Raw genomic sequence first — 17,390 nt, 5'->3', positions numbered from 1 at the left:
CGAGCAGGCCGACTTACCATACCGGCATGCCCCCCATCGGGTTCTTCACCGGTTTGTAGGGTGCGCCACCGTAGTTCTCTTCATTTCCAAAGAGCTCGCAAGCCGCCCAGTTGTGAGCGCAACCGACGTATGCGGTCCCCTGCAGGCCATCGACGAAGTCAAGGGACCCATACAGCACAGTGATGCTGTCGGCGCTCCACGCCTTGATCGAACGCCGCTCGAGCAGGCCGTCCTCGTTCGTCCACTCGAACCAGCCACCGCGCAGTGAGAAACCCTCGGGGACGTCCGCTCCGAATGCGTCCGCCGTCAGGGTGGTGCCGCTGGCGGCGGTCAGCGTCGCGGGATAGCCCCAGCGCGGCAGCGTGGTCACGACGACCTCCGTGTCCACCGGCATGTCGGCCGTACCATCGAGCGTCAGTACGGTGCCGGCCTGCGACAGCACGGGGATGACGTGAAGTTCGTCCTCCTCGTCGGTCCACTCCAACTGCACGATCGGGCGCTCCGGGTCGGCGAACTCCGGAGCCGTCACGGTGTCGCCCGCGACGGCGGTGAGGGTGGCAGTGATCCGCATCGGGCCCATGTGCAGGTTGCACATGCCCAGGCCCATGGAGCCCAGCGCCTTCCAGCAGGCACGCTGCCCGCGCTTCTGCATCCCCGTGCGGCGGCCCGAGCTGCGCGTCGGCTCGCACAGCAGCTCCAGCGTGGTGCCGTTGAACTTCGGCGAGACCACGCGTCCGGTCCACTCCACGATCGGCGCATCGTCGCCACGGTGCATCGCCAGGCAGCTGACGAAGATCCGATCACTGGGCGGGAACGGGCGCCATGTGCTTCCGAAGTCCTGCGTGACCGGATACTCGTCGGCTTCCGGATCCAGCAGGTACGGCATCGTGATGGTCACGTTGTTGCGCGGGGACTCGGAGCTGTCGCGCAAAGCGGTGCGCGAGATCGGGACCGCCTGGAACGTCTCGCCGCCGATGACCTCGTCGCGCTCGAGATTGCCGAAGCGCCAGATCAAACCCTGTCGCTGGAAGATGAAGAGGTGGAACGGCTTGCCGGTCCAGCGGCCGCGCTCGAGCAGGTCAAAGGGCATGGACTTCACCCCGGAACGTCAGCTCGCACTGGACGGTCTGCCAGTCGAAGTGCCGCAGTACGTTGATGTCCGCGTCCTGCCGGCTGAGCACCAGGTACGACACCAGGGCCACCGCGCTCGCGGTGAAGCCGGTGGCAATGGGTGCGTCCAGGGTGAGGCGGTCCACGGTTGGGGTGTGGGCCACCGCCGCCGTGATACGCCGGTACAGCACGCTGCCGTCGACCAGCTCGATGCGGAGGTCGCGGCGATTGCTGGCCAGCGGGAACGCGGACGGCAGCGGGCCCTCCACGTCCAACGTCGTGGCGCCGTTGGCGACACTGGCAACCACGCGCAGATCCTGCGCCCACGTCGGCACCCAGATGGGCGCCCAGCGGCCACCCAGCGCGTACAGCAGCGCACGGAAGGCCACCACCTCGTCGGCGTCGGTCAGGGCGAACTGCAGCACTTGACGGTCCCGGGCTTGGCCCACCAGATCCGCGACGGCCGGGGGCGCCACCCCCTCATCGAAGGCGACCAGCGCATGTTCCGGCGACCACGTGGGATCGGCGGTCCATACCGGCCGCCACTCCAGCACCGGATACCCACGGTAGACCGCATCCCCGAAGTCCGCCTCCCCATCCAACGGCTCATCGAGCCGGAACTGCACCTGGTAGAGCCCGGTGGCGTCAGCCGTGAAGCGGCCCAGACCCACCGCGCCCGTCAGACGCCCCAACCGGACAGGCGTGATGCGCGTGCCGGTGGGCCAGGCGCGCTCCGTGGGCTCTGCCAGGCCGATCGTGTCGCCCACGGCTGAAGCCACCTGCACGACCTCGATGTCGCGCACGCCCTCGCCCTGCAGCAAGGCGTAGCCACCCTCCGCATAGCGCGCATGCGCCGTGGGCGCCTCCAAGGCCTCGGCGCCCATCACTGCATCCGCCGTGGTGCGCGCCGCATCGTTCGGCAGTGGCACGTACCAGCGGCCTCCTCCGTGGTGCCAGAGCATGCTCTCCAGCCAGCGGCGCGCTTCGCCCGCCTCCAGACCCTCGAACCGCAACAGCACGCGCGGGAAGGCGCGCAGGCGCCGTGTCTGGTCCGGACCGGTCTCGGCAGACAGTGCGTCGGTCTCCCACTCCAACTGCTCGGCCATCTCGCCGCCGACGGGAAACGCCCAGGCCACCGGATCGGTCACGTGGTGCCTCCCTGATTCAGGCCGCCCCAGTGATCGCGCACGATGGTCAGCACCGCCTGCGTGCCGGCCGCCGACTGCAGCGCATCCGCGATCGCGTTGTCCCCGATCGCCACGATGGGCGTGGTGACCAAGCCTTGGCGGTTGCCGGAACGGGCGGCGTCGAGTTGTGCAGTCAGCGCCGACTCCTGCGCCTTCGTGCGGATGGTCTCGCCACGCTCAAGGATGGCCGGGATCTCGTTGTTGGCCAGGCCTGCGACGCCACCGCCGTGGTACCGCGGAGCATGGCCGAAGACCATCGGATTGATGTTGTTCCGCGTCATCTGGAGGCGCCCGGCGATACCTCCCCCGTGCGCCGCGGGTGCGGAGCCACTGGCACCACCGAAGGCCGACAGCGCGGCGCGGATGGCGCGCAGGGCCAGCTCCTGGGCGATCATCTGGGCCACGCCGGCGGCGAAGCTGCGCACCATGTCCGCGAAGGCCTCTTTGAACGACTTCGTGCCCTCCACGAGGTCGCTGATGAACTGGCCGAACGAGCTCTCCGCCTGGTCTTCCATCTTCATGCGGAATTCCTGCATGGACATGGTGACGTCGGCGATGTTGCCGTCCAGGCTGGTCAGGAACGCCAGCACGCTGGGATCCTTCGTTTTTTCGTAGAAGGCAGCCACGGCGGCACGCAGCTGGGTCAGCTGCTCGAGTGACTTTGCGCGCACGGCCTGCAGACGCCGCTCGCCCTCGGCCGCGCCCAGCGTGCGGGCATCGACCTGCGCGGAGACCGAGCCTTCGGTGGCCTGCAGGTTGCCCAGCACGTCCGAGGCGCGGGTGCGGAAGTCATCCAGTTGCGCTTTGGTGACGTTGCGCTCGATCAGGTTGCGGACGATCGCTTTGCCGGATTCGTCGCTGGCCGCCTCCAGGCGCTTGAACAGGTCCTTGTATTCCTGCTCCAGCCGGAGCCGCGCCGCCTCGCCGGTCTTGCCGTCGAGCTCGAGCAGTTCCAGCTTCACGGCCTCCAGCTGCTTGGCGAGATCGGCCTCGGCGGCCGCCTGCTCGCGTGCCGTTGTGGTGCCCAGCGCGGCGCGATCGCGCTGCAGCTTGACGATTTGCTCCTCAAGGTTGCGGCGCTGGCCAGCATCCTTCGTGACCGCCATTTCGTTGCGGGCCTGCTGGATCTCCAGATCGATCGCCTGCTCCTGCAGGCGCTGGCGCTCAGCGAAGTAGTCCTTCAAGCCGACTTCGTGGCCGGCATAGAGGCGGTCCAGTTCGGCCAGGGCGCGGGTGACCGAGTCACGCAACAACGCGTTTGATTCAGCAATCCGCTTTTCTGTGCCGCCGCCGTCGCGCCCAGCCGTCGTAGTGCTCACCTCCCCCGTGGGGCGATACCGGCGGCCATTGCCGGGGCTGGAGCTGCCGTTCTCACGGATGTCCAGAATCCCTTGGATCCTTCGCGCTTCGTCGACCATCTGGTCGTAAGCGCGCGTGTCACGTCCGCCACTGAGGCGCTCCAGGATGTTGCCCTGCTCCTTCCGCCATTCCTTGCCCGCATCGATATTGGCCTGCAGCTGCGTCAGGCGCTCCCGAAGACCAGCGTCCGACGCCCGATCGAGGGTGACGCTACCGCTCGCGATTCGCGCAGTCTCGATCAAGTCACCAACGCGGGCCGCCGCCTTCACGCCAGCGCCGGCGATCCTGGTAAGCAGCGTGATGAAGCCTTGGAAAGCTTGCACGGTGGCCGGATCGCTAAGCGTACCGGCCAAGCCGCTGATGGCGTTGGCCAGGTCACCAGAGGCGCCGGTAGCTTCATCGGCACCCCCAACGAGGGCGAGCAGCGAAGTCTTGAGCTGCTGTGTCGCGCGCGAGACCGTGAGTGGTAGGCGCGTGAACTCCTCTTGGATCGCATCGGCGCTCTTTTCCAGCGCATCTAGGAGGTCCTGCGTCGATACCTTGCCGTCGTTGACGAGCTTGCGGACTTTGCCGAACGACACCCCAAAATGATCGGCCAGTGCCTGCACTAGGCGTGGTGCCGTCTCGATAAGCGTGTTGAACTCTTCAGCGCGCAGCACGCCGCCTGCGATGGCTTGCGTCAACTGGGTGATGCCTCGGTCGGCCTCCTGAGCGCCAGCGCCTGAGACCTGAAACGTTTGGCCGATCGTCTCAGTCAATGCGAGAATCTGATTCTGTCCAAGACTGGTCGACTGGGACAGGCGAGCGTAGAGTCCTGCAACGGAATTCCACTCGGAAGACGTCCGTTGCGCGATCTCGTAGGTGCCGCGGTACGCGCCCTCGAAGGCCTGCTGGTCTTTCGTTGCCAGGCGCAGGCGAGCGGAGAGGTTGGCCGCCTGATCGGCAAGCTCGGCGTACGTCTTTACCGCGCGAAGCGCGCCGTAGACCGTAACGATGCCGGCCAGCTGGTTCCGCACCGACTTGAGCCCGGATGCCCAGCGCGAGTCGTCCGGGGCAGCGCGAGCGCTGGCCTTCTGCACCTTCGCGAGTTCGCCCCGGAGTAGTGCCATCCCCTGCTTCAGGTCTGCCAGATCGGCGGATACCCTGACTCGCAACGATGCGCCCGAATTGGTTGCCATCACCCCTCCAGCTGCTTCATGAACGCGCCGAAGCTGTTCTTGTCATAGGTGGTTGCGCGCATCACATTCCCCATGTCGACCAGCTGTCGACGATGGGCGCGCTGCGCGGCGTCGCTGAACTTGCGGAACTGTCCGAGCGTGTAGCCCCGGATCTCGCCCAGCACGTGACCGTGCTGGATCAGGAGTTGGAAGGCGTCGGCCCAGCCCCAAGGGATGTCGCCCACCGGCCGCCCAGGAGCGGCACGATTCGATGGGTAAAAAAATCGCGGTTGACCTCCAGCACCTTCGCCGCGAGATCGAAGAACTCCGCCACGTTTCCGCCCCGCACCCAGTCGGCCTCGCGATCGATGCACACCGCGACCGCCCGGCAGGCGGATTCGGCGTGTTCTTCCACGAGGCTGAGCACGCCCTCCAGGAAGGCCACCTCGGCGCCCTCCCCGCTCAACCACGGCGCGTCCAGCAACGCATTGATCACCGGTCGCGCCTCACGTACCAGGCGAGGCACCGCGCCGATGGTGAGCGGTCGCACTTGCAGCCGCTCACCCCGGTAGGCCACCTCGACAGCCGCAGGCTCCAGTACGTCAAGGTCATCCATCAGAGGGACACCGCTTCCCACGTGAAGTACTGCGACAGGCCCACGCCCTTCGTGGTATCGGCCAGCAGCGCACCGCCCGCCGTGCCTGCGCCGTACTCCTCACCGAGCAGACCCAGCTGCTCCAGCACGCCACCGCTGACGCGGTGCGCGCGCACACGCACGGGCTTGCCGCTCTGCGCCTCATTCAGGCCGAGGAACAGCATCTCGTACTGCTTGGCGGAATTGACGAAGGCCTGGGTGACTTCCTGCGCCACGTTGGTGTACGTGACCTGGATGTTCGCCGCACCGGCCACCGGTGCCGGGATGGTGCTGCCGGTCGGAATGAAGATGCCGCCGTCCTGGAAGGTGTAGTCGGTGTCCTCGACGTAGGCAGTGCCGCCGCCGGCCGGCTCAACCGTCGTCAATGCCGAGGCGATCTTCTCGAACGGCGTGAAGCCGCCCTTGTAGGCCACCAGCTCCTCGTCGGTGACAGTGCCGGCCGCTACGCTGGAGGTGCTGCCGCGCAGGAAGCGCGCGAAGTTGGCCGCGGCGAAGTCGTGGAAGGTCAGGCTCATCTGCGTCTCGGTGACGCGGTCCACACGGTTGCGGGTGCCGCCGCCGGGCTTCGTGAAGTCCTGCAGGCTCAGCGTGTTGACCTGCGGGCTGAAACTCAGGGCCGAGCAGTTGCCGATCTCTTCGAACGGAGCGGACGCGCCGTACTCGCGGATGAGGATCTTGCCGCTGCCCAGGTAGCTGTGGTCTTGCATGTCGGATTCTCCGGGTGATGCCGCGGGGCGGCGGGTTACTTGATGGGGATGTTGCTGGTGTAGGTCAGGGCGACGCCCACATAGCCGGCCTCGACGGCACCGGCCAGCGGCTCGGACGAGACGAAGGTCGGCGCACTGAATGTGGCCGGCCATCGGGTCGGCCGACGATCAAGCGCCTGCTCGATATCGCTGGCCATGGCATCGATGCGCTCCTGCGCATCCGTCATGTCAGCGGGCAACTTGCCGATGACGCGAAAGGTGGTCTTGCGGTGCGTGCGCGCGACGGCCGCCTCGTCCGGACGCTCCTGGCGCTCCCACACGACAGCGAGGAACGGGTCGGGCTTTTCCGACGCCGCAGCCGGCGCGGGCTCCAGGGTCACGTCCTGCCCGGCATCCGTCCGGTAGCCGTCGGCCTGGGCGATCTCGGCCAAGCAGTCGCGCACCGCAGCGAGGAGGAGCTGACGCGGACTAGCCATGGCGTGCCACCCACTGGCTGCGTGATTCGTCGCAACGCTCGGTGCGCTTCACCAGCCGGTACGTATCGCCGTCGACGAGGACCATGCCACCGGTCTCCGGCGACACCTCGGCCAGGAACAGCGACACGAGCGCCTTCTCGTAGGACACCTGCCCGTCGTCGTCACCGAAGAAGTCCACGGCGGGATCGACCAGCACATGGACGCCAGAGGTCACCGTGCCCGTGGGCGAGGTGTAGGTGCCGGTGACGCCGCCAACGGCGCCGCCCCAAGCCTGCAGGAATGCGTCGTCGAAGGAACGCCGGAATGCAGCCTCGCTCACGAGCGCCCCCGGTACTTGCTGGTATCCAGGGCCTTCTGCAGCTCGCGGTTGAAGTAGAACGGCATCAGCTTGTCCCAGGTGCGCTGGGCCAGCCCGAAGATGTCGTAGCGCTTCCGGTAGGCCACGCTGCGCACGAAGATGAAGATGCTGAAGATGCGGCTGGTCGCCCCGATCGCGCGGCGCGCTGCATCACCGGCGGCCATCTCGCGACGCTGGTAGATGCCGGGCAGCAGGTTGCCCTTCTTTCTATTGAGGGCGAAGAAGTCAGCCACACCACGGCGGCGACGCCGACGCCGGCTCACTTCGGTCTCGTTCTGCAGCGGATCGTTCCGCGCCTGCAGCTGCGATAGGATCTGGTTCACCTGGCCGCGCTTGATGTTGCCGTAGCCATCGAGCTGCGCGCCTTTACCAGGCACGGCGAACATGCCGGCCGGCATGGCGCCCTTGGCCTGCAGCAGCTTCTCCATTCCCTTCGTCCGGCGGCCACCCCCTTCCACCTGCGGCAGCAGGTAGCGGGCCGGCGGGGTGCCGTTGAGGGCCTCATCGCGCAGCTTCACCACCGCGTAGGGCTTCTGCTTCGTGGCCTTCTCGTACTGCGACGCACGTACCGTCAGCGCCGTGGGACGATCGAAGACGCGTCCGGCGGTCTGGGCCCAGCGGTTCCGCATCTCGAATGCGGTGGCGTTACAGGCCTGCACGACAGCGCGAGGCAGGTTCTGGCGCTCCAATTCTGTGAACTGGCGGGCAAGCACATTGTCGGCGTCGACCTCGATGCGGACCAGGCTCACGGCTTGACCTCCGTGCCCTGGATCTCGGCAATCGCCTTCAGCCGGGCGTTCTGCCCGACGATGACGGCGCGGCGCTTGGCACCCACGTCGAAGCACTGCGTGATGGAGCCCTCGGGGACGGGCTCCTGACGCGTCAGGTGGGCAGGTACTGGCACGTAGACCAGGCGATCCACGTAGAGCACCTTGGGCTGGACGGCTCCACTGCCCGCCGGAAGGTCGGGCTGCAACTTGCCGCAGCCGCCCCATCCCGTGAGCAGCAACACCGACAACAGGAACAGAAGGATGCGCATCAGTAGCCCTCCAACGCCGGGCAGAAGCGAGCGACGGACGCCATGGCGCTGGCGCAGTCCGGCGCACGGATCTGTGCCGCGTAGCGATCCATGAAGGCACTCAAGGTGCGATCCGCATCCGCCTGGGCAGCTTCAGCCGCCGCGATCGCGGCGGCGCCATCACGCTGCAGGCGCAGGTTCTCGGCCTGCGCCGCTTTCAGCTCGCCAGCCAGATCCGCGAACGCGCTGTCGTACGCGACATTGGCCGCCTTGAGTTCGCCTGCGCGACCTTTCCAGGCATCCCGCTCCGTCGTGACGGTGGTGACCGCAGCCCGCGCAGAAGAGGCCGATGCCTTCAGCGTGGCGGCGTATGCCCACCAGCCGCCGTTGCTGGCGAGCAGCAGCGCGCCCGCGATCGCCAGTGCGATCGCGAACGGCTTCACGGCGGCAGTGCCGAGGATCGACATGGCTGGCGGTCAGCCCTTGTTGTCCGGCACGGGAGGCAGCCGGAACGACGGGAAGCCCTGCCCCTTCATGCGCAGCAGGAAGAAGATCGCGCTGACGATCTGCAGGGCCTGACCCGCCGAGTCGGACGACAGCAACTCACCGAACTGCGCGCGGAACGGATCCCAGATGCCCGCCAGCCATGCCAGCCCCTCGACGATGAACTGGCCGAGGACCGCGCCACATGCGCTCGCCCAGACGACGAAGCTGCGCCAGGCGATGGGCAGTGCCACCGTGCCGTTCTTGGTGAAGTATTTGAAGAACAGGAGCGCCGCCAGGATGACGGCGACAAGGATCAGGGTGAAGAAGAGGTTCATGTCGGGATCTCAGTTGTCGAGGGCAGCGAAGCGGAGGTTTTGCGCGATGCGCCGCATCCAGCCGGCGCCATGGACGGCCCAGTTCTTCAGGCGCGTCATGAACTCGATCCGGTCCGCGTTGAAGCGGAACACCAGGTCGTTGGGATCGGTCGCCTTGATGGCGGCCAGCGAAACGGGGCCGATCATTCCGTCGTCGGCGGTACCGGCTGCACGCTGTAGCCAGCGCGAGGCCTGGGCGATCCCGCTGTTGACCGCACCGTCGAGCAGTTGGTACGCGACGGCCGGCGGCAGGCGATCAAGCCGCCCCCGATCCCAGAAATCGCGGCGGTAGAGCGCCACCGCCTGCCCACGCGTCAGGTTCTTGATGTCGAGCGTGGGATACGTGTTGGCAGCGATGCCGAACTTCGTGCCCTTGAGCAGACCGACGCCGACCTTGCCGCCCGTCCAGTTGCCCGGATCGCGGCGGTCATCGGTGAACCCGCCCTCATGCGAGAGAAGGCGGTCGATGAAGACGGGGAAACGATCGATGATCATGGGGTCTTGGTTGCCTGTTCGACGGAATTGAGCCGGCGCTCCAGCTCGGTGATGCGCCAGATGACGCCGTTATCCAGCTTTGCGTTGAGCACCTGCACATCGCCGGTGACCTGCTGCAGCTTTTCCGCCTGCTTGACCTGGAGCTGCTTGATCTCGCCCAGCTGCGAGCTGATGTAGAACGCACCGAACGCGATGGCGAACGGCGCGAGGAAGACGAAGATCCGCACTGCAACCTTCGCCACCTTGTTGTCCATGGCATCTTCGAGATGCATGTTCTTTTCGCTCATCGCCCCTGTCCGACGTCGGGTGAAAGGCCCCGCCGTCGCGCACGCCACCCGGGCTTCTGTGCGCGACGGCGGTCCAGGCTTAGGCTTGCAGGCTGCCCGCGCCGGGCAGCAGCTTCACCTTGACGGTCGTCGCGCTCGATCCGGCCGTTTCGACCGCGATCGCGCCACCGACGAGATCGCCGGTCGAAGCACCACTGGCAATGAAGGCGCCAGTGGCAACGTCCCAGATCGGCTTGGACCAGGCGTTGATGGCTGCGCCGGTTGCCTTCGGCATTTCCCAGACGCCCTCGACACCGGCTTCGCCGGAATTCCCGTTGGCGATGGTGGTGAGCGCCACGCCGAGCAATGTGCCGAGCAGCACACCGCTACCGGAGGGGGTATCGGCGGCAGCGGTGAACGTCAGGTGCTCGCCGGGCTTGATGTAGTTCTTGGCCATGTTCGTATCCTCGATTCAGGGCTCACGCGCGGGCCTGCGCGCGAGCAAGGTGGATGGCGGTTACTCGCCGGCGTTGCGATGTGCGCCGCGGAAGCCGACCGCGCCCACGCCGTAGCGGTGAACGACCTTCCAGCTCACGCCATCGGTCCGGAAGTTCACTTCCTGCTCGAGCGTCGGGGTCTGCACACCGTTGAGGAAAGCGACTTCGATGACGGGCTCCACGTTCGGATCGGCGAGCATCAGCCACGCCAGGCCACTGAGACGCGGCGAATCGACCACGTCGGCGAACAGGCCGCGCACCACGTTGGGCTTCTTCTGCTGGCGCTGCGCTTCGTCGTTGTATTCCTGCGCGTTGAGCTCGCGTGCCGTACTGCCGAGCGACAACGGGCCCAGGAAGATCGCGGGCAGGATGTCCAGGTAGTCATTGCCACCCACATCCTTCTGCTGCGCCATCTGCTGCCGGCCGGCATCGATGCGGGCGATGGTGGGTGCGCCGGCCGAGGTCGCGATGTTGCCGTGGTCGGCGTGGAAGAGCGTCAGGCCGTCGCTCATCAGAGGACCCATGCCGGCGTTCTGGCCCAGCAGCGCGTACACGTCCTTCTCGATGGTGCGTGCCGCCGCCTGGCCGAGGAACGTGGTGGGGCGGGAGAAGGCGCCCAGGTCATCGTTGACCAGGACTTCCGGGGTGATCTGCAGGATGCGGCCCTTGCGACTGCCCTGGATGGTCTCCTTGGCCGCGTCGGACAGGATGCCGTTCTCGTACTCGCCCTCCTCGTTCACCGGCTTGAGGTCGGAGAAGGAGCCCATGTGGTAACGGTTGTGCGGACGGTAGTCCGTCAGCGAGCCAGTCGCGCAGAAGCGGGACCAGGTGAACTGCTGCAGGCGATAGGCCGTCAGCAGCATGCGATGCAAGACGTTCTCCAGAATCAGCGGAAAGTCACCGGTGCTCTGCGCCAGCGCCATACGCGAGATCTGGTCGCGATCCATCGTTCGGGTGTTGACGCCCGCAGTGATCAAGGACTGTTCCGCCAGCACGAACAGCGGTTGGTGTGCGGCGGGGTTGTCCTGCCGTGCCGCCGTGGCGGCCTCACCCGTCAGGATGCCGGCACGCGCGAGGATGCCGTCCGCCACACGCTGACGGCGCGTTTCGTTCTCGTCGCCGATCACGCGACTTTCTCCGCTGCGCGCCGGCGCGGCCGCCAGCGGCGTGGCGCCATTCGGCAGGCGCTGGAGCAGGCGCGCCTGGGCTTGCTCGACCGTCATGCGCGGATCGGCCAGGCAGGTGGATTCCAGCTCGCGCACGCCGGGTACATCATGGAACGCGGCGAATACGCCACGGATGCTCTCGTTACGCGCGGCGAGCTGGGCGATCGGATCGTCGGTAGCGACGATGGGAGCCGGAGTAGGGACCGGCGCAGGTGCTACGGCAACCGCAGGGGCCGGGGTGGGATTGTTGCCCTGCGAGGACGGCTGGTTGCCGGCCTGCGCGAGGATCAGGTTGCACTGGTGCTTCATGGTCGAGTCCTCGATGTGGGCGAACACCGCCCTCTGGTGAGCTCCGCTGAGCGCGGCGAAGGCAGACGCGGTGACTGTCGTCTGGATGTACTGGCGCAGCGATGCCGTGACATCGCTGCGCTCGGAAGTGGAGATGGCCTGGACGTAGGACAGCAGGGCCGCCGCAGCCGCCTCGTCGCTGGGCGCAGGCGAAACGTTGGCCTCGATGATCTCGTCGGCGAGACCCGCGGCGACCATCTGCTCCGCCGTGTACCAGTGGTCACGGCGGTCCCTCAACTGAGCTTCGATGTCCGCAGGCGTGGTTGCCCGGGCGGTGTAGCCGCTCAGCATCGAGGTGGTGATGGTGTCCAGCATCGCTGCCGCATCGCGCAGGTCGTCCGCATAGCCCCAGCGGCCGCTTTGCGGGCCGTGCAGCATCATGGTGGCGTTGCGATGAACCTTGCGGGTCGTGCCCACCTGTGCGATGAGGCTGGCGATCGACGCTGCCACACCATCGATGGTCACGCTTACGGTGGCTGGGTGGGCCGCGAGCGCATTGAAGATCGCCAAGCCATCGCTGACGACACCGCCATCCGAGTTGATGCGCACGTTGATGGTGCCGGCGGTCACCTGCCCCAGCTGCTCGACGATACTGGCAGCGGTGATGCCGTCTGCCCAGAAGTAGTCGCCGATCGGCCCGTAGATCAGCAGGTCCACCTGCGTGGTGCTGACCGTATTGAGCGCAAGCACCGAACGGCCTCGCGCGTCGGGTGCGATCTGGTCGAGGCCGACGTTGTCGAGCGCGTAAATAGCGCCCAGGATGCAGGTGGCGAGCACACAGGTCTTCATGGCGTTTTTTCCTGTTCGATGGTTTCCGTCGGCAGACGTGGACCGGGCGCGCGGGCTTGCATCAGGCCAGCGGCGGAAACCTGCCGCGGATCCGTGTCAAGCACGATTCCCAGGTCCTCGGCCCAGCGCCGTTCGAGGGCAATCTGTTCGAGGGTGTCGTACATGCGGTCGCCGCGTTCGGCGATGACGCGAGACAAGGACTTCACGCCGCCACGCACCGCCATGGTGATGCCTTCCATCTCGTGAACCGGGTTGATCCACGGCATGGGCGGCGGCAGGTAGTCCGCGCCGATGGCGCTCGCCAAGGTGACGCCAGGCGGAAGCACGAGCTCGCCGGAAACGACCGCCATGGCGATGAGGCGCTCGTACACAGGGCGCACCATCTGGGAAACGAACTCGTAAGCGAGCACGCCGTAGGCACCGTACTGCTCGACCAGCTCCTGCCGCTGGGCGCTGTAGGTGCCGTTGTAGTTCTTCGACAGCGAGGAGAACGAAATGCGCATCGGCGCGGCAATCGCGCGCAGCTGCCCGTTTCGGTACGGCTCCAGGTTCGGGTTCGGTCGCTTGCTGTCGATCGACTGGACCGACTCACCCGGCCGGAGGTCGTCGAAGACCATGCCGGGCTGGAATCGCATCTTGCGCTTACCGGCGTTCGCGAATCCTTCCGTGTCGTACAGGGTCGGGTCACCCTTGATGATGACCGCCGCCATGCTGGCGGCGATCTTCGCTGCGATGCGCTCGGATTCCTCGTAGTCCTTCAGGTCCTCGATACGCGTGAAGGTCGACGCGAGGATGGACACGCCACGCACCTGGCCGATGCGATCGATGGTGCGCACGTGGCGGATCAGGTCCGCCGACACGCGCTTTGTCTCCGGGCGGAACACGGCTGCGTCGCCCGGATGCTGCTTGTACACATGGAACGCGACCGCCCTGCCCCACGCATTGCGCTCCACGCCCTGGAGGATCCGCCGTGCGCTGTCGTCCAGGTCCAGGGGGACGAGATCTGGCTCCATCAGCTCAAGGGAGAACGGGACGGCGGAACCGTGCTCGAGGAAAGGAACAAACCCGCGCAGCTCCTGCGCGAAGGCTTCCCCGTCACGAAGCCAGGTGCGCGCGAGCAGGCGCTGCACGCTCGCCCAGTCGTGCATCCAGGTGACTTCGGGCCGCTTCGCCCATGCCTGGTACAGCGGCATGATCTGGTCGACGACGGACTCGACGACGTTGCCGTCGGCATCGCGCGGGGTGGGCACAATGTTGATGCCGCTCGGCCCGATGATGTTCTGCACCAGCGTGGACAGGCCACCGCTGATAATGTCGTGGTTGCGATCGAGGTGACGCGCCTGGTTCCGCAGCGCGGTGCCGGTCAGGGAGACGATCGCATTGCCGCTGCCGGCTTCGCGCGCCTGTCCACGAAGGTGAGTCGCTTCGGCCGCTTCATAGGCCTGCCGATAGGCGACGGCCCGGATGCGGTGCTGCGCCCGCGACGCCGCCCAACCTGGCGCCCACTGCAAGAGTGCGCGGTCGAAAGCGGCCGCCATTCGGGACAGCTGTGGCATGCGCCTCGCGACAGGCGTGCTCAACGGCGGCACCCGCTGAAATCGGCGATGGCGACGCCCGCCGTTCCGCCAGCGGAGGTGACCTGCTCCGCGTTGGCGCGGCGCATCCACTTGTCGAGCTCCGCGCTGATCCAGTTCGCGTCAGCGCGTGTCAGCTGGCGCTCGCCCAGTCGCACCGCCTGACCAGACACGACCTTTCGGTAGGCGTCCTGCAACAGGGCAACTTGTTCGGTGGCGAAGCTCATGGGCGGCTAGGTTGCCGAACCGAGTGCGCACAATCTCGGGGAAACGTACGCACCCCGCGTGATCACACCTCGCTGTCGAGCAGCCGGTAGACGGTCTGGCGGCTGATGCGGTACTTGCGGCACAGCGCCCGCATGGACATGGTCTTGAAGTCGGCGCGGATCTCATCCACCGGGTACGTCACAGCCGACGGGATGTAGAGATCCTGGGATGGATACTCCTCAACTAGGTAGGCCACGACAGCGTCGACGATGGCCTTGATCTGGTCGGCGTCCGTCCGCAGACGGATGGCGGCGCCGATGGCGAGCTCGTCGGACAACTGATCGATGCGGGCTCTTGCGCGGGCAGTGTTGCGACTCACAGGCGGCTGCTCCACCGGCCCGAGCCGAAGTCATCTTCCTTGCGCGGTGTTTCACGGGAATCCACGCGCGTCGGGGCAGAGGCTAACGGCTCAGGAATTTGAGGAGGCGCCATCCGTGTCGTGGCCGGCTTGGAGACGGGAGGTGTTTCACGGGAATCCATTGAATAGGAGAACAAGTCATCCTCCGGTTGGACCTGCACTTCCAGCTCGTCCCACCACCGGTTCTTTCGCGGCGCCCAGAGATCAAGGCGCTCTTCGAGCCAAATGGTGTACGTGAGGCAATCCTTCACCTCGATGCGCTTGCGCGTCGGCGTCCAGCGGGTTTCCGTTCCATGGGCCATGCGGCGCGTTGCGCGGATCTCGCCCGCCAGCTGCTTGAACCACTCTGCGGAAAGATCAGCCGACAGGTGGACGTAGCCAGGTCCCGGGGCAGCCACTTCGAGCCGGCTCTGGAAGCGATCCTTGGCTAGGTTCGTACCCACGTGCCACAGCACCGGGCCGAGCTTCTCAATCTTGCCATTCCACCTGTAGCTGACACGGCTGTTGCCATTCTCGATGGAGCGCTCGCGGCCGCTGGCGCCCTTTACCGCATGCACCCGCAGCGCCTTGAGCCGGTGCGCGAAGGCGTACACCGCATCGGCGTGGTGGCCGCCGGAGTCGATCGCCGTCGCGTAGATCCGCTGAGGCCTGCCGCTGGCGTGGCTGTACTCCTGCGTGCGCAGGAACTCCTCGACCTCCATCCAGATGTCCTGCTGCGCCGGATTGCCGAAGAAGACACGGTGGTCGATCGTCCACATACGACCGCCGCGCCCGTAGCCCCACACGGCGAGCTCCAGCCGGTTGTCCTGGGTGTCGATGGCGCACAGCAGCAGCAGGCAGTCCCGCGGCATGTGCTTCAGCGGGAACGGCTCGGCTCGCTGCTTCAGTTCTTCCGCGTCTGTGCGCTCGACCTCGCCTTCCCAGGCGTTGCCCAAGGTCGTATTGACCCAAGCCTTCATCTTCGTGTCGTCACCCTCGAGCTGCTTGGCGTAAGCAGCCAGGAACTCGTTGACGATCTGCTGCCAAGACACGGCGGGGCTGTACGCGGTCCAGACGTGGAGGGCAATGTGGCGCGGTGCCGGCAGCGACTCACCTGCGGGCGTAGTGAACTTGCCGTCCGCGCGCAGCCACGTGTCGCCCCGCTCGTTGACGTATTCCCCTGCCTCAGCTGCAGCCAAGTAGCCCGATTGGGCGAGTGGGAACGTGCAGTGAGGGCACATATGGAACACGGTGAGGACGTTGCCGGCGTCGTCGCGCTCGAATTTGAATCCGTGCGGCTCGTCCTTTCCACCCCAACTCAGTGCGTGCCGCACGCCACACTGCGGACATGGAATCTGGAACGTGAAGCGCTCGTCCGCCAGGGTGAAGCGTGTGTCGATCAGACTGAAGCCCTTGAGCTTCGGCGTGCTGCCGCAGATGAACTTCGGGAACGTGGCGCCTTCCAGGCGCTTGAACGCCAAGGAGTCCGGTGCGCCCTCCTTCTCGATGTCGTTGTCGAAGGCGTCTAGCTCGTCGAGGTAGCCGACGTCGATCGAGATGCGGCGGTAGTTCTTCGAGGCTTTACCGCCGCGCACGCGCACCATCGAGCCGATGAACTTCTTCTGCTGGAGCGTGTTGTCCTTGTGCCGCGCCAGGTAGGACGGGAATACCGCGCGCATCGCCTCGACGTCGCGCAACATCGGGTCGAGCTCAGATTTGACGAAGTCCTCGGCGTCGTCGTCGGTCGGCTGCCAGACGCACTGGTTGCGCCGCCGATGCTCGGCGTTGTAGCCCACCGAGGCCAGCAGCATCTTCGTGTAGCCGATGCGCGCAGACTTCTTGAGGTCGACGGCCACAACATCGTCGTTGCTCATGACGGCGAGGACGGCTCTCTGGAACGGCCATGGCGTCCAGCTCTGCTCGACGTAGCTCGACTCTGCGGACAGGTAGAAGTTGTCTCGTGCCCACTGCTCCAGCGTGAGCGGCTCCTTCACCGACCACGCCTCCAGTCCCTTCTGCAGGTGGCGCTCGACGGCCTCGAGCTGCGATGGATCGATACCGCGCAGGATGCTCATTCGCCAGCGACCTCGGCGGCCAGGTCGACGGTATCGCTCGTGTCGTCGTCGGCGTCCACGTCGGCCAGGCGCATCTTGGCAGCGATGTTGCGCGCCTTCACTACTACCAGCGTGACGGCGGCGATGTCATCGGACGTGAGTCCCGGCAGTCGACGGCGAAGAAGACCCGGGATCGTCTCCAGGATTCTCCCCGCGCGAGCGCCAGCTTTCGCGAGCACCTCCTCCAGCAGATGCGCAGGCGCCAGCTCTCCGCGGGTCACTGCATTCTGCATAGCGACCTTGTCGGCCTGCTCCCGCGCCAGTCGCGCGCGCTCCGTGGCCAGCACCAGGCTGCCTTCGCCACCGCGACCGGCGGCCATCTCGCGCAGATGATCGGTGTACGCCAGCAGCCACTCGCGCAGCGGTGCGCCTTCGCGCAGGACTTCGCGGTACAGCAGGTTGCTGACAGCAGGCTGGGAGATGCCGACGAGCTCGCCGAACGAGATCTGGGTGGACGGGGCATCCAGATCAATCACCATAACCCCCTAGGAAAGCCCCTGTGACTAGGGAGCAACCGGGGTCCGAATTACCCGTGACGGCACCCTCTGGGGAGGACCCGTGGCCGAACCTGAACAACCTGAACGAGGCGAGCCCCGCGGCCGCAGCGCGCTGGATTCCCGTGGAACACGACGCTTGCCCAACCTGTCCGA

21 protein-coding genes are annotated in these 17,390 nt (G+C 66.4%); all 21 read right to left on the bottom strand.

Annotated elements, in window-relative coordinates; translation table 11 throughout:
• Positions 1-13 precede the first annotated feature (13 nt).
• Positions 14-1,090: a phage BR0599 family protein gene (locus OY559_RS07045; protein ID WP_277729346.1), complete on the bottom strand. Its 1,077-nt coding sequence runs from the start codon at positions 1,088-1,090 to the stop codon at positions 14-16.
• Positions 1,080-2,258, bottom strand: coding sequence for a hypothetical protein (locus OY559_RS07040; protein ID WP_277729345.1), 1,179 nt, complete (start codon positions 2,256-2,258; stop codon positions 1,080-1,082). Before OY559_RS07040 ends, OY559_RS07045 begins: the two co-directional genes overlap by 11 nt.
• Positions 2,255-4,834: a tape measure protein gene (locus OY559_RS07035; RefSeq protein WP_277729344.1), complete on the bottom strand. Its 2,580-nt coding sequence runs from the start codon at positions 4,832-4,834 to the stop codon at positions 2,255-2,257. The genes OY559_RS07040 and OY559_RS07035 overlap by 4 nt, the downstream gene beginning before the upstream one ends.
• Positions 4,834-4,998: a hypothetical protein gene (locus tag OY559_RS07030; RefSeq protein WP_277729343.1), complete on the bottom strand. Its 165-nt coding sequence runs from the start codon at positions 4,996-4,998 to the stop codon at positions 4,834-4,836. The genes OY559_RS07035 and OY559_RS07030 overlap by 1 nt, the downstream gene beginning before the upstream one ends.
• Before the next feature lie 14 nt (positions 4,999-5,012).
• A complete protein-coding gene (locus OY559_RS07025) occupies positions 5,013-5,429 on the bottom strand; it encodes a DUF6631 family protein (protein ID WP_277729342.1) in 417 nt (138 codons plus the stop codon).
• On the bottom strand, positions 5,429-6,175 hold the full coding sequence (locus OY559_RS07020; RefSeq protein ID WP_277729341.1) for a phage tail tube protein: 747 nt from the start codon (positions 6,173-6,175) through the stop codon (positions 5,429-5,431). Before OY559_RS07020 ends, OY559_RS07025 begins: the two co-directional genes overlap by 1 nt.
• Before the next feature lie 35 nt (positions 6,176-6,210).
• Positions 6,211-6,606: a hypothetical protein gene (locus OY559_RS07015; protein ID WP_277729340.1), complete on the bottom strand. Its 396-nt coding sequence runs from the start codon at positions 6,604-6,606 to the stop codon at positions 6,211-6,213.
• Positions 6,607-6,643: 37 nt separating this feature from the next.
• Positions 6,644-6,970 (bottom strand): hypothetical protein, encoded by a 327-nt coding sequence (locus tag OY559_RS07010; protein WP_277729339.1) that lies wholly within the window; start codon positions 6,968-6,970, stop codon positions 6,644-6,646.
• Complete coding sequence (locus OY559_RS07005; RefSeq protein WP_277729338.1) at positions 6,967-7,758, bottom strand: hypothetical protein; 792 nt, start codon at positions 7,756-7,758, stop codon at positions 6,967-6,969. Before OY559_RS07005 ends, OY559_RS07010 begins: the two co-directional genes overlap by 4 nt.
• Positions 7,755-8,048, bottom strand: coding sequence for a hypothetical protein (locus tag OY559_RS07000; protein WP_277729337.1), 294 nt, complete (start codon positions 8,046-8,048; stop codon positions 7,755-7,757). The genes OY559_RS07005 and OY559_RS07000 overlap by 4 nt, the downstream gene beginning before the upstream one ends.
• On the bottom strand, positions 8,048-8,494 hold the full coding sequence (locus OY559_RS06995; protein ID WP_277729336.1) for a hypothetical protein: 447 nt from the start codon (positions 8,492-8,494) through the stop codon (positions 8,048-8,050). The genes OY559_RS07000 and OY559_RS06995 overlap by 1 nt, the downstream gene beginning before the upstream one ends.
• 9 nt (positions 8,495-8,503) lie before the next feature.
• Entirely contained in the window at positions 8,504-8,848 is a 345-nt protein-coding gene (locus OY559_RS06990; protein ID WP_277729335.1) for a hypothetical protein, read from the bottom strand.
• A gap of 9 nt (positions 8,849-8,857) precedes the next feature.
• Positions 8,858-9,382 (bottom strand): glycoside hydrolase family 108 protein, encoded by a 525-nt coding sequence (locus OY559_RS06985; RefSeq protein ID WP_277729334.1) that lies wholly within the window; start codon positions 9,380-9,382, stop codon positions 8,858-8,860.
• Entirely contained in the window at positions 9,379-9,669 is a 291-nt protein-coding gene (locus tag OY559_RS06980; RefSeq protein WP_277729333.1) for a hypothetical protein, read from the bottom strand. Before OY559_RS06980 ends, OY559_RS06985 begins: the two co-directional genes overlap by 4 nt.
• A gap of 79 nt (positions 9,670-9,748) precedes the next feature.
• Positions 9,749-10,105, bottom strand: coding sequence for a DUF2190 family protein (locus OY559_RS06975; RefSeq protein WP_277729332.1), 357 nt, complete (start codon positions 10,103-10,105; stop codon positions 9,749-9,751).
• Positions 10,106-10,165: 60 nt separating this feature from the next.
• Positions 10,166-12,448 (bottom strand): ClpP-like prohead protease/major capsid protein fusion protein, encoded by a 2,283-nt coding sequence (locus OY559_RS06970; RefSeq protein WP_277729331.1) that lies wholly within the window; start codon positions 12,446-12,448, stop codon positions 10,166-10,168.
• On the bottom strand, positions 12,445-13,986 hold the full coding sequence (locus OY559_RS06965; protein WP_277729330.1) for a phage portal protein: 1,542 nt from the start codon (positions 13,984-13,986) through the stop codon (positions 12,445-12,447). Before OY559_RS06965 ends, OY559_RS06970 begins: the two co-directional genes overlap by 4 nt.
• A gap of 38 nt (positions 13,987-14,024) precedes the next feature.
• Positions 14,025-14,249, bottom strand: a complete 225-nt coding sequence (locus OY559_RS06960) for a DUF6148 family protein (protein ID WP_277729329.1) — start codon at positions 14,247-14,249, stop codon at positions 14,025-14,027.
• 62 nt (positions 14,250-14,311) lie between these two features.
• Positions 14,312-14,608 carry a Mor transcription activator family protein gene (locus tag OY559_RS06955; RefSeq protein WP_277729328.1) on the bottom strand — a complete coding sequence of 99 codons (297 nt, stop codon included), beginning with the start codon at positions 14,606-14,608 and terminating at the stop codon, positions 14,312-14,314.
• On the bottom strand, positions 14,605-16,701 hold the full coding sequence (locus OY559_RS06950) for a phage terminase large subunit family protein (protein ID WP_277729327.1): 2,097 nt from the start codon (positions 16,699-16,701) through the stop codon (positions 14,605-14,607). Before OY559_RS06950 ends, OY559_RS06955 begins: the two co-directional genes overlap by 4 nt.
• Positions 16,698-17,216, bottom strand: coding sequence for a terminase small subunit (locus OY559_RS06945; RefSeq protein WP_277729326.1), 519 nt, complete (start codon positions 17,214-17,216; stop codon positions 16,698-16,700). The genes OY559_RS06950 and OY559_RS06945 overlap by 4 nt, the downstream gene beginning before the upstream one ends.
• Positions 17,217-17,390 lie beyond the last annotated feature (174 nt).

It is taken from the genome of Pseudoxanthomonas sp. SE1 (assembly GCF_029542205.1).
Taxonomy (GTDB): Bacteria; Pseudomonadota; Gammaproteobacteria; order Xanthomonadales; family Xanthomonadaceae; genus Pseudoxanthomonas_A.
The sequence above is the reverse complement of the archived record's forward strand: the minus strand, read 5'-3'. Positions and strand labels throughout refer to the sequence as shown.

Excerpts from the sequence above, each read along its gene's own strand:
- OY559_RS06975 (WP_277729332.1), bottom strand. The coding sequence starts at position 10,105 with ATGGCCAAGAACTACATCAAGCCCGGCGAGCACCTGACGTTCACCGCT.
- OY559_RS06990 (WP_277729335.1), bottom strand. The coding sequence starts at position 8,848 with ATGAACCTCTTCTTCACCCTGATCCTTGTCGCCGTCATCCTGGCGGCG.
- OY559_RS07000 (WP_277729337.1), bottom strand. The coding sequence starts at position 8,048 with ATGCGCATCCTTCTGTTCCTGTTGTCGGTGTTGCTGCTCACGGGATGG.
- OY559_RS06985 (WP_277729334.1), bottom strand. The coding sequence starts at position 9,382 with ATGATCATCGATCGTTTCCCCGTCTTCATCGACCGCCTTCTCTCGCAT.
- OY559_RS07035 (WP_277729344.1), bottom strand. The coding sequence starts at position 4,834 with ATGGCAACCAATTCGGGCGCATCGTTGCGAGTCAGGGTATCCGCCGAT.
- OY559_RS06995 (WP_277729336.1), bottom strand. The coding sequence starts at position 8,494 with ATGTCGATCCTCGGCACTGCCGCCGTGAAGCCGTTCGCGATCGCACTG.
- OY559_RS06965 (WP_277729330.1), bottom strand. The coding sequence starts at position 13,986 with ATGGCGGCCGCTTTCGACCGCGCACTCTTGCAGTGGGCGCCAGGTTGG.
- OY559_RS06980 (WP_277729333.1), bottom strand. The coding sequence starts at position 9,669 with ATGAGCGAAAAGAACATGCATCTCGAAGATGCCATGGACAACAAGGTG.
- OY559_RS06950 (WP_277729327.1), bottom strand. The coding sequence starts at position 16,701 with ATGAGCATCCTGCGCGGTATCGATCCATCGCAGCTCGAGGCCGTCGAG.
- OY559_RS06960 (WP_277729329.1), bottom strand. The coding sequence starts at position 14,249 with ATGAGCTTCGCCACCGAACAAGTTGCCCTGTTGCAGGACGCCTACCGA.
- OY559_RS07025 (WP_277729342.1), bottom strand. The coding sequence starts at position 5,429 with ATGGATGACCTTGACGTACTGGAGCCTGCGGCTGTCGAGGTGGCCTAC.
- OY559_RS07020 (WP_277729341.1), bottom strand. The coding sequence starts at position 6,175 with ATGCAAGACCACAGCTACCTGGGCAGCGGCAAGATCCTCATCCGCGAG.
- OY559_RS07045 (WP_277729346.1), bottom strand. The coding sequence starts at position 1,090 with ATGCCCTTTGACCTGCTCGAGCGCGGCCGCTGGACCGGCAAGCCGTTC.
- OY559_RS06970 (WP_277729331.1), bottom strand. The coding sequence starts at position 12,448 with ATGAAGACCTGTGTGCTCGCCACCTGCATCCTGGGCGCTATTTACGCG.